This window comes from Streptomyces chisholmiae, from assembly GCF_031845445.1.
Taxonomy (GTDB): domain Bacteria; phylum Actinomycetota; class Actinomycetes; order Streptomycetales; family Streptomycetaceae; genus Streptomyces; species Streptomyces chisholmiae.
In genome coordinates this window covers 22,422-36,995 of sequence record NZ_JAVREO010000013.1, presented here as the reverse complement: position 1 = coordinate 36,995, position 14,574 = coordinate 22,422, and the positions used below count along the sequence as shown (strand labels likewise).

11 protein-coding genes are annotated in these 14,574 nt (G+C 75.4%); 6 read left to right on the top strand and 5 right to left on the bottom strand.

From position 1 onward, the window contains the following. The first annotated feature begins 87 nt into the window (after positions 1-87). Entirely contained in the window at positions 88-2,442 is a 2,355-nt protein-coding gene (locus RM844_RS21155) for a hypothetical protein (protein ID WP_394814564.1), read from the top strand. 135 nt (positions 2,443-2,577) lie between these two features. Here the strand turns inward: RM844_RS21155 and RM844_RS21150 are convergent, their stop codons facing one another. Continuing rightward, positions 2,578-4,992, bottom strand: coding sequence for a right-handed parallel beta-helix repeat-containing protein (locus tag RM844_RS21150; protein WP_311668894.1), 2,415 nt, complete (start codon positions 4,990-4,992; stop codon positions 2,578-2,580). Between the two features lie 557 nt (positions 4,993-5,549). On the opposite strand from RM844_RS21150, the gene RM844_RS21145 reads away from it, so the two are divergent. Beyond that, positions 5,550-6,980: a family 2B encapsulin nanocompartment shell protein gene (locus tag RM844_RS21145; protein WP_311668893.1), complete on the top strand. Its 1,431-nt coding sequence runs from the start codon at positions 5,550-5,552 to the stop codon at positions 6,978-6,980. A 281-nt stretch (positions 6,981-7,261) separates the two neighbouring features. Then, positions 7,262-8,659 (top strand): family 2B encapsulin nanocompartment shell protein, encoded by a 1,398-nt coding sequence (locus tag RM844_RS21140; protein WP_311668892.1) that lies wholly within the window; start codon positions 7,262-7,264, stop codon positions 8,657-8,659. A gap of 52 nt (positions 8,660-8,711) precedes the next feature. On the opposite strand, the gene RM844_RS21135 is transcribed toward RM844_RS21140, so the two are convergent. Next, the gene (locus RM844_RS21135; protein WP_311668891.1) at positions 8,712-9,254 is read right to left on the bottom strand and encodes a DUF6643 family protein; all 543 of its coding nucleotides are present in this window, start codon (positions 9,252-9,254) and stop codon (positions 8,712-8,714) included. Between the two features lie 236 nt (positions 9,255-9,490). On the opposite strand from RM844_RS21135, the gene RM844_RS21130 reads away from it, so the two are divergent. The 3 genes from RM844_RS21130 to RM844_RS21120 are packed head-to-tail and all read left to right on the top strand — an operon-like array spanning position 9,491 to position 12,099. Next, positions 9,491-10,762: a TerD family protein gene (locus RM844_RS21130; protein WP_311668890.1), complete on the top strand. Its 1,272-nt coding sequence runs from the start codon at positions 9,491-9,493 to the stop codon at positions 10,760-10,762. Positions 10,763-10,814: 52 nt separating this feature from the next. After that, positions 10,815-11,603: a glutamate racemase gene (locus RM844_RS21125; RefSeq protein ID WP_311668889.1), complete on the top strand. Its 789-nt coding sequence runs from the start codon at positions 10,815-10,817 to the stop codon at positions 11,601-11,603. Between the two features lie 10 nt (positions 11,604-11,613). Further along, entirely contained in the window at positions 11,614-12,099 is a 486-nt protein-coding gene (locus tag RM844_RS21120) for an NUDIX hydrolase (protein ID WP_311668888.1), read from the top strand. 163 nt (positions 12,100-12,262) lie between these two features. Here RM844_RS21120 and RM844_RS21115 read toward each other — a convergent pair whose 3' ends face one another. From RM844_RS21115 to dhaK, 3 genes are all read right to left on the bottom strand, one after another. After that, on the bottom strand, positions 12,263-12,682 hold the full coding sequence (locus RM844_RS21115; protein WP_311668887.1) for a PTS-dependent dihydroxyacetone kinase phosphotransferase subunit DhaM: 420 nt from the start codon (positions 12,680-12,682) through the stop codon (positions 12,263-12,265). After that, positions 12,679-13,290 (bottom strand): dihydroxyacetone kinase subunit DhaL, encoded by a 612-nt coding sequence (dhaL, locus tag RM844_RS21110; protein WP_311668886.1) that lies wholly within the window; start codon positions 13,288-13,290, stop codon positions 12,679-12,681. Before dhaL ends, RM844_RS21115 begins: the two co-directional genes overlap by 4 nt. Before the next feature lie 62 nt (positions 13,291-13,352). Further along, the gene (gene dhaK, locus RM844_RS21105; protein ID WP_311668885.1) at positions 13,353-14,348 is read right to left on the bottom strand and encodes a dihydroxyacetone kinase subunit DhaK; all 996 of its coding nucleotides are present in this window, start codon (positions 14,346-14,348) and stop codon (positions 13,353-13,355) included. Positions 14,349-14,574: the final 226 nt, after the last annotated feature.

The following is a 14,574-nucleotide window of genomic DNA, read 5'->3' as shown; positions in this document are numbered from 1 at the left end:
CCTCCGGAGGCGGTTGGCCACGCTTCCGGACGAGAAAGCTCCTGACAGGCGGCACGCACCGCGCGCGCCGGGTCATGGGGGGACGAAGTGACGGCCAAGGAGACCTCACCACGGCGGGCCACCAGCGCCCCGGACGCCGAACCACGCTTCCCCGGCATGGAGTTGCTGGTCCACGGGGTCGGCGGGGCGACCCCGCAGGACATGCTGGAGGACGCCCGCACCACCCGCGTCACCGGCGACGCCACCGCCAGCATCCACCGCAGGACCGACGACCTCACCGACCGCCCCTGGGACCCGGAGCGGCCGGTGAGGGAGGCCTACTCCTGGTCCAACCTGACCTCCGGCAACGGCACCAGGGCGCTCTGGCTGCTGCTGCTGCCGTTCATGATCGTCAACGTCGCGCACTGGATGCGGCCCGCCGGCCGCACCACCGTCCGCGCCAACGGCCGCTACGACCTGCTGGTGCGGCTGCTCGCGCTCTCCCTGACGGTGCTCCTCACCGGCGGGGCCTGCGCCGTCGCGCTCGACCTGGTCGCCTGGCAGTGCGCCGGCGCCGAGGCCTGCGCCCGCGAGGCCGGCTGGATCCAGCCGTGGGCCACCCACTCCTGGTGGGGCCAGCCCGGGCGGCGACTGCTGCTCGGCGCCCTGGTGCCGGTCGCGCTGCTCTGCCTGCTGTGGTGGCTCTCGCACCGCACCTGGAGCGCCTACGAGTCGGCGTCCCCACCCGTCCGCCCCCGCACCGACGAGGACGCCGCGCCGCTGAGCCTGCCCGGCTTCTGGTACGGCCGGGTGCTGGTCGCCCGGCTGCGCGCCGCGCACACCACCGCCGGCCTGCTCACCGTCGCCAGCGCGCTGCTGGTCGCCAGCGGCAGCCACGACCGCGGCCCGGACGGCGACCCGGCGCTGGCCACCACCGGGCTGCTGCTGGTCGCCGGCACGGTCGCCGGCTGGCTGGTGCTGCTCGTCGGCCAGCTCCGGCACGGCCGCAGCGAGAGCGAACGGGACGAACGGCCCGAGCCGCCCACCGCCCGCGCCCTGCCCTGGGGCGCGATGGCCCTGCTGGTGCTGGTCCTCGCGCACACCGCCTGGCACCGCCCCGAGTGGCGCTCCACCGGCCGACTCCCCGCCGGCAGCGAGGCGTTCCCCGCGCTGGTCGTCGTCCAGGGCCTGCTGGTGGTCGCCCTCGCCTGGGCCGCCTACCGGCTGCACCGCCAGGCGCGGGACGCCGAACGCGGCGCCCTGCACGGCCTCGGCGGGGCCGCCGTCGCGCTACTGGCCTGCGCGCTCGGCGGGGTCTTCACCGGCGGCGTCGCCCAGCGCGTCGCCGACTGGCTCGACCCCTCGGCCGAGCCGGGCGAGCCGGGCGCCCGCCTCGTCGGTCCGCCGGTGATGCTCAGCTGGGAGGCGGCGGCCATCCCACCGCTGCTGCTGGTGCTGCTCGGCCTCGGCGTCTTCGGGGTGATCCGGGTGCTGCGCCGGCGCCGCGTCCTCGCGCCCACCGTGCGCGCCCGCTACCCGGAGGAGAGCTGCGCCCCGGACACCGACCGCAGCCGACGTATCGCCGGCGCCATCGCGCGCGCCGAACTCACCGAGTGCGCCGCCCCGTTGGTCGGCTGGATCAGCGGCGCCAGCCTGCTGCTCGGGGTCGGCGCGGTCGCCGGCACCCTGACCAGGAAGACCCCCTCCGAGGCGGCCGACGGCACCCACCCGGTGCTGGAGGCCGTCGCCGACGCCTGCCAGAGCCTGGGCTCCTGGCTGATGGGCCTGGGCGTCGTCCTCCTGCTGGCCCTCGGCCGTCGCGCCTACCGGGACGCCGGCGCCCGCCGCACCGTCGGCATCCTCTGGGACGTCGGCACCTTCTGGCCCCGCGCCGCCCACCCCTTCGCCCCACCCTGCTACGCCGAACGCGCGGTGCCCGACCTCTCCTGGCGGATGGGCACCTGGATCGACGCCACCGGCGGCCGACTCGTCATCTCCGGTCACTCCCAGGGCAGCGTGCTGGCGGCCGCAGCCGTCTGGCAGCTCGACACCGCCACCCGTAGCCGGATCGCGCTGCTCACCCACGGCTCGCCGCTGGAACGCCTCTACGGCCGCTGGTTCCCCGCCTACTTCGGCCACGGCGCCCTGCACGCCCTGCACCGCGACCTGCCCTGCTGGCGCAACCTGTGGCGGCCGACCGACCCCATCGGCGGCCCGGTCGGCGTCGCCAAGGACAGCCAACTCCCGGTCGACCGCCCCGCGTTGAACGACCCGCAGTACTACGGCCGGAACCTGCGCTCCCCGCTGCCCGAACCGATCCTCGGCCACGGCGACTACGCCGCCGACCCGGCCTTCGCCACCGAACGAGCCGACCTGATGCACCGCCTCCCCCTTGAGACCCGCCCCCCGCTCCCACCCCAACCCACCGCCCCCGCCCACGAATCCCCGCCCACGGCGGGCTGAGACCGCGTGCGCCCGCCCCGGCGCGCACGGGGGATGGTCCCAGCTCTGGCAACCCGCCGTCGTCCACGCGTTCCTGCTCCCCGCACGCGCGGGGATCGCCCCGGTCGCGTGGACGTGCCCGCAGGACTGCCCACTTCAGGGGAGGGACGGGAGGTCTTCCGGGTGGAGGAGGGTGAGTTCCTCGGTGCTGGGGTCGGGGAGTCGGGCGACGCGGCCGGCGTGGGCTTCGACCATGGCCTCGAACGTCTGCCGTGCCGTGCGGCCGTTGCCGAAGGACGGGCCGCGGTCCAGCGCGGTGAAGTGCTTGATGAGCGCGTCCTCGCTGCCGTCGGCGAGCGCGTACTCCTGTTCCCCGGCCTGCTGGCGGACGATGCTGAGCAGCTCTTCGGGGGTGTAGTCGCCGAAGGCGATCGTGCGGGAGAAGCGGGAGGCCACGCCGGGGTTGGTGGCCAGGAAGCGGGCCATCTCCTCGGTGTAGCCGGCGACGATCACCACCACCGCCTCGCGGTGGTCCTCCATCAGCTTCACCAGGGTGTCGATGGCCTCCCGGCCGAAGTCCCGGCCGCCGTCCTCGGGGGAGAGCGCGTAGGCCTCGTCGATGAACAGCACGCCGCCGCGGGCGCGTTCGAAGACCTCCTGGGTGCGGATGGCGGTGGAGCCGATGTGTTCGCCGACCAGGTCGACCCGGGAGACCTCGACCAGGTGGCCGCGTTCCAGCACGCCGAGGGAGGCCAGGATCTCGCCGTAGAGGCGGGCCACGGTGGTCTTGCCGGTGCCGGGGGAGCCGGTGAAGACGAGGTGGCGGCGGACCGAGGCGGCCTTGAGGCCGGCGGCCACCCGGCGGCGGCCGACCTCGATGAGGTCGATCAGCGCCCGCACCTCGCGCTTGACGGTGTCGAGGCCGACCAGGGCGTCCAGTTCGGCGAGCACCTCGTCGGACGGGCGGCTCTCCGCCGGCGGCTGTTCGGCGTCGGCGGCCGGGGCGGCCTTCGCGGGCGGGGTGGGGGCGGCCGGTGTCGGCCGGGTGGGGGCCGGCGCCGGCTCGGTGGCCCGGCCGGTCGGGCGGGGCGCGCCAGGCGGCAGCGCCTCGTCGTTCTGGCAGTCGAGCACCTCGGGCCCCTCCTCGGCGAAGACGTAACCGCCCCTGGCGCAGCGTTCGGTGCGGCACCGGGTCAGTTCGGTGCGGCAGCCGTCGATGACGTGGAAGCCGTAGCCGCCGGAGTCCGAGACGCGGCAGCGGGTGAACCGGCCGACGCCGCCGGCCGAGACGTAGACGCCGGCCTCGGTGGGGGAGAGCACGGTGGTGTCGGTGACGGTGGGGTCGGCGCCCTTGGTGACGATGATCCCGGTGCGGCTGCGTTCGATGGTGCAGCCGGTGACGGAGCCGCCGCTGCCGGCGTCCCGGAACCAGGCGCCGGTGCCGGCGCCGGCGATCCGGGAGCTGTCCAGCCGCGCGGTGGCGCCGTCGCTGACCGAGACCGCCGAGCCGCGCACCTCCTCGACGGTGCTGTCCACGACGTCCGCCCGCGAGCCCGCGTCCAGCACGAAGAGCGCGTCCGGCACCTGGCGCACCGTGCAGGACTCCAGGACCACGGTGGCCCCGTCGCTCACCCAGACCGCCGGGTAGTCGCCGGTCGACTCGGCTATCTCGCAGTCGTGGACGTCGGCGTGGGTGCCCGGGTCCCACACCGAGACGCCGTTGCGGCCGAACCGGCTGACCCGGGTGCGCATCAGCGTCAGCACCGAACGGGACCGCAGGTCCAGGGCGTTCTCCGGGATGTCGGTCAGCCGGCTGTCGGCGAGGGTGAGGACGGCCTCGGTCTCCAGGGTGATGCCGTCGCCGGTGGTGTGCGAGACCTGGCACTCGGTCAGGTGTGCGGTGGCCCGGTCGGCCAGCCGCACGCCGACGCCCTTGACCTGGTCGAAGGTGCAGCCCAGCGCGTCCACCGCGCTGCCCTCGCCGGCGACCGCGAGGCCGGCGCCGTTGACCCGGGTCACCTGGCAGCGCTCCAGCCGCAGGTGGGCGGCGCCTGAGACGTTCACCCCTGCCTGTCCGGCCTCGGTGACCTGGCAGTCCTCGAACAGGCCGCCGGCCTGGTCGCTCACGTTGATGCCGACGCCGGTGGCGTTGGCCAGGACGCAGTTCCGCACGGTCGGCCGCGCGCCGGCGCGGACCTCGACACCGGCGGCCGACGCGGTGCGCACCCGCAGGCCGGCCAGCTCCGGCGTGCTGCTCTCCACCAGCACGGCGGGCGCCGTGGTGTCCTGCCCCTCGATCAGCAACTCCCGCACGGTGGCCGAGCCGCGCACGGTCAGCGGGACGCCCTCGACGGGGGCGATCCGCGCCGGCCCGTCCCGCTCGTCGTGCGGGCCGCGTATCGTCACGGCCTGCTCGATCACCAGGTTCTCCCGGTAGGTGCCGGGCGAGAGCAGCAGCACGTCGCCGTCGGCGGCGGCGGCCAGGGCCTCGGCCACGGAGCCGTAGACGGCCGTCCGGCGCCGCCAGCGTGCGGTTCCGGTGTGCGTTACCTGGACCGAGCCCTTAGCCATGGACTGATGTGCCCCAACCTCGTGCGTTATCGAAGGCGCTCGGGCCCGCTCCTGCGATCAGGACCTGCCCGCGCGTCTGGCCGCTCCACCGTAGCGCGCCGCGAACCGCCGGGATGACGGGCGAGTTCGGGACCGGACGCGACCCACGCCAGCCGTTGGGTGCGCCGGCGCGTGGGCCCAGCACTGAGCGCCCCCAACCCTATCCGTTGAACGCCCGGCGTCGCCCCCGCCCCGCCCTGCCCCCGCCTCGGGTCCTGCCCCGCCCCGGCACCGGGTCCCACGCCGCTCCGGCCGGCGGCCCCGGCCGCCCGCCCAGCACGCCGGCCGGGCCCGTGGTCGGCTCACGGCGGGGGCGTTGGGTCTCGCCGGTCGGGCAACTCCTGGGCCGGGCGCGGCGATCCGGGCGAGCTACCCAGTAATTCGCCGTGGAAATCCGGCAGTTGGCTCCACTTTTGAGTGATTGCGGTACGTCGGGTACAGCCCCTAGTTTCATGGCCGGCCCGGATATCCGGGCCTCCCCAACGCCGCCGGACAACCCCAGATTGGGCACCTTCAGCATGACCACTTCCATCGAACCGACTTCCGAAAACCAGGCCGGATCTCCCGGAGCGGCGGAATCCCCGCGGCTCAGCCTGGACACGGCAGCCGCGCGCAATCTGGCGACCACCACCAAGACGCCGCCGCAGATGCAGGCGATCACCTCCCGTTGGCTGTTGAAGGTGCTGCCCTGGACGCAGGTCTCCGGCGGCACCTTCCGGGTCAACCGCCGGCTGACCCACACCCTCGGCAACGGCCGGGTGGAGTTCTACGCCACCGGGCCCGAAATCCGGGTGATCCCGGCCGAGTTGACCGAGCTGCCCGGCCTGGCCGGCTTCGACGACCAGCCCAGCCTGGAGGCGCTGGCCGGGGCCTGTGTCCAGCAGGACTTCGGGCCCGGTGAGGAGTTGGTGCGGCGCGGCGAGCCGGCCGACCGGGTGGTGCTGATCGCGCACGGCAAGGTCAGCCGGCGCGGTCCTGGCGCCTACGACAGCGAGACCGAGTTCGGGGTGCTGGCGGACGGCGAGTTCTTCGCCGCCGAGGCGCTCACCGATGCCGAGCCCGGCGTCTTCGAGCACGGCCTGACCGCGCTCACCAGCGGCACCGTCCTCACCCTCGCCCGGGCCGACTTCCAGCGGATCGCGGCGGGCTCGGCCCCGCTCACCGCCCATCTCGCTGACGCCCGGGCCCAGTTGCCCAGCCAGCGCAACGCGCAGGGCGAGTCGGAGATCGCGCTGGCCTCGGGGCATGTCGGTGAGCCGACGCTGCCGGGCACCTTCGTGGACTACGAGGCGTCGCCCCGGGAATACGAACTGAGTGTCGCCCAGACGGTGTTGCGGGTGCACTCCCGGGTCGCCGACCTGTACAACGAGCCGATGAACCAGGTCGAGGAGCAACTCCGCCTGACCGTCGAGGCGTTGCGGGAGCGGCAGGAGCACGAGCTGGTCAACAACCGGGAGTTCGGTCTGCTGCACAACGCCGACCCCAGGCAGCGCCGGCACACCCACTCCGGGCCGCCCACCCCGGACGACCTGGACGAGCTGCTGGCGACCGTCTGGAAGGAGCCCAGCGTGCTGCTGGCGCACCCCCGGGCCATCGCCGCCTTCGGCCGGGAGTGCAACGCCCGCGGCATCTACCCGGCGCCCACCGAGCTGGCCGGGCACTCCGTCCCGGCGTGGCGCGGGGTGCCGTTGTTGCCCTGCGACAAGATCCCGATCTCGGCGACCGGCACCAGTTCGGTGTTGGCACTGCGCACCGGCGCGGAACGGCAGGGCGTGGTCGGGCTGCACCGCACCGGAATTCCGGACGAATACCAGCCGAGCCTGTCGGTGCGATTCATGGGAATCAGCGAACAGGCGATCATTTCCTATCTGGTGAGCGCCTACTATTCGGTGGCCGTCCTGGTGCCGGACGCGCTCGGCATTCTGGAGGATGTCGAGATCGGCCACTGAGCGTTTCCCGGGGCGGGCGTGGCCGGTTCCGGTCCACCTCCGGGTGACCGCAGGGCCGACGACCAGCGCGGCGGCCGGTCGACGGGGCGCGGAACGCCGGTGAAACGGTTCCCCGCCGCCACCGCCGCTGCCGCCCGTTCCGGTCCCGGACCCGGTCCCTGCCCCGGCCGGCTCGCTTTCCCACCCCCGAGAGACCGCCGCCGCCGCGCCACCTCCGCCGCGCGGCGGCGGCTCGCCGTGCCCGGACGCCCGGGCACCCAAGCTCCTCCGAAAGGCCCCGTGTGACCACCCCGACCACCGCCAGCCCGGCCCCCCAGGCGCCCGACCGCACCGCGCTCGGCACCGAGGCGGCCGGCAAGCTGGCCGGCACCGTCAAGACCCCGCCCCAGAACCAGGGCACCTCGCCCCGCTGGCTGCTGCGCTCCCTGCCCTGGACGCAGGTCTCCGGCGGCACCTTCCGGGTCAACCGCCGGCTGACCCACACCCTCGGCAACGGCCGGGTGGAGTTCTATGCCACCGGCCCCGACGTCCGGGTGATCCCGGCCGAGCTGCGCGAACTGCCGCCGCTGGCTCGGCTGGACGACCCCGGCACGCTCGACGCGCTCGCCGACCGCTGTGTGGCCCGCGCCTACCAGGCCGGGGAGACCGTCGCCGAGGCCGGCAGCCCGGTCACCGAGGTGCTGCTGATCGCGCACGGCAAGGTGGCGCGGGTGGTGCCCGGCGCCTACGACGGCGAGGCCACGCTCGGCACCCTCGGCGGCGGCGCGTTCGCCGGCCACGAGGCGCTGCTCGGCACGCCGGCCAGCTGGCCGCACACCCTGCGGACCAGAACCCGCGCCACCGTGCTGGCGCTGCCGCTGGCGGCCGTCGCCGAGCTGGCCGACCGCTCGCCGACGCTCCGCGCCCACCTGGACCGGGAGGCCGCCCGCCCCGCGACGGCCCACAACCGGCGCGGTGAGGCCGACATCGCGCTGGCCTCGGGGCATGTCGGTGAGCCGACGCTGCCGGGCACCTTCGTGGACTACGAGGCGTCGCCCCGGGAGTACGAACTGAGCGTGGCGCAGACGGTGTTGCGGGTGCACTCCCGGGTCGCCGACCTGTACAGCGAGCCGATGGACCAGGTCGAGGAGCAACTCCGCCTGACCGTGGACGCGTTGCGGGAGCGGCAGGAGCACGAGCTGGTCAACAACCGGGAGTTCGGTCTGCTGCACAACGTCGACCCCAGGCAGCGGCTGTACACCCGCACCGGGCCGCCGACCCCCGACGACCTGGACGAGCTGGTCTCCCGGCGCCGCGAGACCCGCCTCCTGCTGGCCCATCCCCGCACCATCGCGGCCATCGGGCGCGCCTGCACCGCGCGTGGCCTCTACCCGGCGACCACCGAGATCGAGGGGACCCCCGTCCACGCCTGGCGTGGCATCCCCCTGCTGCCCTGCGACAAGATCCCGATCTCGGCGGCCAACACCAGCTCGGTGCTGGCCCTGCGCACCGGCGCGGAGCGCCAGGGCGTGGTCGGCCTGCACCAGACCGGCATCCCGGACGAGTACGCGCCCAGCCTCAACGTGCGCTTCATGGGCGTCGACGAGCGCGCCGTGCTCTCCTACCTCGTCAGCGCCTACTACTCCGTGGCCGTGCTGGTCCCCGACGCCCTCGGGGTGCTGGAGGACGTCGAGTTGTGAGCCCGGCCCGCCGGCGCGCCCGGCGCCGCGCGGTCCCCTCAGTCGTCCGCGATCAGGCCCCCTGTTCCGTCCAGTAGCCCGGCGCCGGGGCCTGCTGGGCCTGCGGTTGCTGGGGGTAGGGCGGGTTGCCCTGGTAGCCGCCGGGGCGCGGCGCGGCCGGCCGCATCTGCTGCGGCGCGGCGGGGCGCATCGGCTGGGGCGCCGGCCGCATCTGCTGCGGGGCCGGCGCCTGCGGGGCGGCCGGACCCGGGTAGGGACGCCCGGGCTGCTGCTGCGGGATGTGGCCGCCGGGGCCCGGGTAGCCGCCGGGCGCCGGCGCCCCGAGGGGCTGCCGGACCGGGGCCTGCTGCTGGTAGCCACCCTGGTACCCGCCGTGCTGCGGGGGCGGCGTCGAGGAGGCCGAGGGGAGGGCGGGCAGGGCGGGCAACGACGGCTGGGGGGCCGGGTGTTGGTACCCCATCGAGTCGTAGGCCGCCGGCACCCGGATGGGGGCGATCTGCGGGGTTCCCCGCTCGGCCACCAGCCGGTCATAGATCGGGGTGTCGGGGAAGGCGGAGGAGGAGTAGCCACCGCCGTAGGGGCGCGGGAGGGTCATGCTCCATAAGTTAAGCCCACCATGTGGTCGTTGGGGAGACCGATTAGCGGGTCATTTGCCGGGCCGGCACACCCCTGGGCGGGCAATTCGCTGGATTCCGGAAAAAACGCCGATCAACCCCTTCCTGATGGGGTATGAGAGGGCCCGTTCGGGAGGCTCGGGAACCTGATGGCATAGTCAGTCGTTGCCAGCGCGAACAGGGGTTGAGGATGCCCACCGACGGAGGAAACGCAACCATGCTCAAAGGCTCTAATGTCCCGGTGCCCGCGCGGGCCGTACGCGTCGAGATCGGCTGGCGCACGGCTGCCGGTACCCCGGACGTGGACGCCTCGGCGCTGCTGCTCAAGGACGGCCGGGTCCGCTCGGACGACGACTTCGTCTTCTACAACCAGGCGCGGCACGCCTCGGGCGCCGTGCGGTACGAGGGCAAGCAGCCGCAGGGCGGCACGGTCGCCGACACGTTGGCGGTCGACCTGGCCTCGGTGGAGCCGGAGATCGAGAAGGTCGTGCTCGCCGCCTCCGCGGACGGCGGCACCTTCGGGCAGGTCGCCGGGCTGCACGTCCGGGTGCTCGACGCCGACAGCGGCGCCGAGGTGGCCCGGTTCGACAGCGAGGACGCCACCTCCGAGACGGCCTTCGTGATCGGCGAGCTGTACCGCCGCCAGGGCGCCTGGAAGTTCCGCGCGGTCGGCCAGGGTTACGCCTCCGGGCTCGCCGGCCTGGCCACCGACTTCGGGATCAGCGTGGACGACGAGCCGGCGCCGGCTCCCGCGCCCGCCCCGGCCGCCCCGCCGCCTCCCGTCCAGGCCGCGCCGCCGGCCCCCGCCCAGCGCCCGGCGCCCGCGCCGGCCGCCAGCGGTGGCTCCGCGATCAACCTGAGCAAGATCACGCTCACCAAGGACGCCCCGGCCATCTCGCTGGCCAAGCAGGGCGCCACCAGCGGCCAGCTCCGGGTCAACCTCAACTGGCAGCAGCGGAACGCGCCGCAGAAGACCAGCTGGAAGGACCGCATCAGCAAGGCCATGGGCGGCGGCCTCGACCTGGACCTGTGCGCCCTGTTCGAGTTGACCGACGGCCGCAAGGGCGTGATCCAGGCCCTGGGCAACGCCTTCGGCTCGCTCCACCAGCCGCCCTACATGCATCTCGACGGCGACGACCGCACCGGTGCCGTCGCCCAGGGCGAGAACCTCACGGTCAACCTGGACCACGCCAAGGAGCTGCGCCGGGTGGTCATCTTCGTGACCATCTACTCCGGCGCGGCCAGCTTCCAGGACCTCTCGGCCACGGTCACGCTGACCCCCGAGCGGGGCGCGCCCATCGAGTTCTTCCTCGACGAGTGCAACGTCCCCTCGCCGGTCTGCGTGTTGGCCACCCTGGTCAACGAGCGGGGCGAGCTGGTGGTCAACCGCGAGGCCCGCTACCTGGTGCCGGACCGCGGGGTCAGCCCGCAGCGCACGGTGGACCACGCGTACGGTTTCGGCATGCAGTGGACGCCGGGCCGCAAGTGACCTGGCGGGCCGTCCCCGGGCGCCGGACGCGGTCCACGTAGGCTGGGGCCTCGTGAGAATCGCGCTTCTGGACTCGGGGATCGGCCTGCTGGCCGCGGCCGCCGAGCTGCGGCGGCTGCGGCCGGACGCCGATCTGGTGCTGTCCGGCGACCCGGCGCACATGCCCTGGGGGCCGCTGGAGCCGGCCCGGATCACCGACCGCGCGCTGGCCTGCGCCCGGGCGGCGCTGGCCGAGCGGCCGGACGCCCTGATCGTCGCCTGCAACACCGCCACCGTGCACGCCCTCCCGGCGCTGCGTGCCGCGTTGGAGCCGGCGGTCCCGGTCATCGGCACGGTGCCCGCCATCAAGCCGGCCGCCGCCGGCGGCGGCCCGTTCGCCGTCTGGGCCACCCCGGCCACCACCGGCAGCGACTACCAGCGGCGACTGCTGGCCGAGTTCGCCGGCGGCGCCCCGGCCACCGAGGTGCCCTGCCACGGCCTGGCCGCCGCGGTCGAGGCGGCGGACGCCGCCGCGGTCAGCGCCGCCATCAAGGCCGCCATCGAGCTGACCCCGCCCGAGACCACGTCGGCGGTGCTCGGCTGCACCCACTACGAGTTGGTCGCCGACGAGATCGGCCGCCAGCTCACCGCGCTCACCGGCCGCCGGGTCGCCCTGCACGGCTCGGCGCCCGCCGTCGCCGCCCAGGCGCTGCGCCGGATCGGCGCCGCGCCGGCGCCCAGCGCGCCACCGACCGGCGGCCTGACCGTGCTGGCCAACGGCCGGCGGGTGCCCCTGCCCGAGCCGGCCCGCCGGTACGCGGCCGGCCGTGCCCTGCTCGACGCCCCGCCGACCGATCGCTGAGGTTGCCACCATGTCCACCCCCGACTTCATCCGTGACCTGCGGGTCTCCATCGGCCACCAGCTGCTCTGGCTGCCCGGGGTGAGCGCCGTCGTGCTCGACGACCGGCGGCGGGTGCTGCTGGTCCGCCGGGCGGACGACGGGCGGTGGACGCTGATCGGCGGCATCCCCGAGCCGGGCGAGCAGCCGGCCGAGACGGCGGTCCGCGAGGTCGAGGAGGAGACCGCGGTGCGCTGCGTGGCGGAGCGGGTGCTGATGGTGGACACGCAACCGCCGGTCCGCTACCCGAACGGCGACCAGTGCCAGTACCTCGACATCAACTTCCTCTGCCGTCCGGTGGGCGGCGAGGCCCGGGTCAACGACGAGGAGTCCACCGAGGTCGGCTGGTTCGCGCTGGACGAGCTGCCGCCGCTCTCCGAACAGGCCCTGGCCCGGATCGGGTTGGCCACCAGGGACGAACCGACCTGGTTCGCCCCGCCCTCGCCCCACCCGGCCTGACCCCGCCCAGGCCCGGCCCCGGCTCCGCGGGCGGCGCCCCGGTGCTGGGACGGCCCGGCGCGCGTGCGCCCCGGCCCCGCCGCCGACCCGAGCCCCGTGCGTGCCGCGCACGCCCGTCCCGGTGCCCGGCGCCGGCCGGGGCCGGGGGCCCGCGGCCGGCCGGTCAGGACGTGCGGTAGTGCCGGGCCTCCTCGGCGGCCGCCGTCACCGCGTCGAGGTCGGCGCCGGTCGAGGCGGCCAGGGTCGCGGCGACCGCGCCCTCCAGCAGGGGAGCGTCCACCAGTCGGGCGAGCGGCGGCAGCGCGTCCTCCTCGGCCAGCAGGGCGCGGACCGTGAGGACCGCGCTGCCCAGGTCCGCCAGGATGGCCACCCCGGCGCCCCGGTTCGCGCGCCCGGCCGCCGCCGCGATCAGCTCCGCACTGGTGCCCAGCCCGCCGTCCCGGGTGCCGCCGGCCGGCTCCACCGGCGCCAGCCGGCCCGCCCCGGCCAGGTCGCGGGCCAGCTCCGCCACCGAGCCGGCCACCGCGGCGCTGTGCGAGACCAGCACCAGCCCCACCAGGCCGGCCGCCCCGCCGCCGGTCACCGGCTCACCCGCGTCAGCGCGCCGACCAGCAGCGCGGCCGAGGCCGCGCCCGGGTCCTCGTGGCCGACGCTGCGCTCGCCCAGGTAGCTGGCGCGCCCCTTGTGCGCGCGCAGCGGGACCGTGCCGGCCGCGCCGTCCCGGGCGGCGCGGTCGGCCGCCGCGTAGTCGGGCAGCGCGGCCGTCGCCGGCAGCAGCGCGTCCAGCATCGTCTTGTCGCCGGCGGCCGCCCCGCCCAGCCGGCCGACCGCGGCGACCCCGGCGGACAGCGCGGTCCGCAGCTCCTGGTCGGTCACCCGCTCCGCCTCGCCGAGCGCCTGGCCGGCGGCCCGCAGCAGGATGCCGAAGAGCGGTCCCGAGGCGCCGCCGACCGTGGCGACCAGGGTCCGGCCGGCCAGCAGCAGCACCTCGCGCGGGCTGCCCGGCGGGTCCGCGTCCAGCGCGGCGACCACGGCCGTGAAGCCGCGCCGCATGTTGCTCCCGTGGTCGGCGTCGCCGATCGCCGAGTCCAGCTCGGTGAGCCGGTCCTCCTCCGCGGCGACGGCCTCGGCCGCCGCCCGGAGCCAGTCCGTGAAGAACCGGGTGTCCCGTTCCGCCACCTGCTCCGTCACCTCCGGCTCCTTCCGTAGCGACGCACCGGCCGATCCGGCAGCCGACCCGCCCGCCGGCCCACTCAGCGCCCCCAGCGCAGCGCCGGCGTGCACACCGGGGTGTCCCACAGGCGCAGCAGCCCCTCGTCCAGCTGGCACAGCGAGACCGAGCAGCCCGCCATGTCCAGCGAGGTCACGTAGTTGCCGACGAGGCTACGCGCCGGCGTCACCCCGCGCTCGCCCAGCGCCCTGACCACCTCGGCGTGGAAGCCGTACAGCTCCAGCAGCGGTGTGCCGCCCATGCCGTTGGTCAGGCACAGCACCGGGTCGGTGAGCGCCGGCCGGTCGGCCAGCAGCGCCTCGACCGTGACGTCGGCCAGCTCGGCCGCGCTGAGCATCGGCCGCCGCTCGCGGCCCGGCTCGCCGTGGATGCCGATGCCCAGCTCCAGCTCGCCGGGCGGCAGGTCGAAGGTGGGGCTGCCCTTGGCCGGCGTGGTCGGCCCGTGCAGCGCCGCGCCGAAGCTGCGGCTGGCGGCCGCCACCCGGCGGCCGATGGCGGCCACCTCGGCCAGCGGGGCGCCGGCCGCCGCCGCGGCGCCGGCGATCCGGTGCACGAAGAGGGTGCCGCCGACGCCGCGGCGGCCCGCCGTGGTGGCGCCGTCGGCGACGGCCACGTCGTCGGCGACCAGCACCTGGGCCACCTCGACGCCGCTCTCCTCGACCAGCTCGGCGGCCATCTCGAAGTTGAGCACGTCGCCGGTGTAGTTCTTGACCACCAGCAGCACCCCGGCGCCGCCGTGCACCGCGGCCGCGGCCCTGGCCAGCTGGTCGGGCACGGGCGAGGTGAAGACCTGGCCGGCGCAGGCGGCGTCCAGCATGCCGGGGCCGACACAGCCGGTGTGCAGCGGCTCGTGCCCCGAGCCGCCGCCGGAGACCAGCGCGACCTTGCCGGCCACCGGCGCGTCCCCGCGCAGCACCAGTCGGTGCGGCACGTCCACCCGCAGCCCGGGGTGGGCCGCCGCCATGCCGCGCAGCGCGTCGGCGACCACCCGCTCCGGCCCGTTGATCAGCATCTTCATCTGGACTCCTTGGTGCTGGCCGGCGCCGGCTGACCAGCCGTCGGCTGACGGGTCGGCAGGACGCCGACGCGGGCTGGCGCCCCGGTCGTCCGGCCCGAACACGCGTCGGTCGCTGTCCACCCGGTGACCCGGCGGCCACCCCATCCGGTGAGGCGGAATGGGGGGAACATGTGCGCGATGGGTTGTTTTTGGCGAAGCGCCAGGTATGCACGATAGCGTCCGGCTG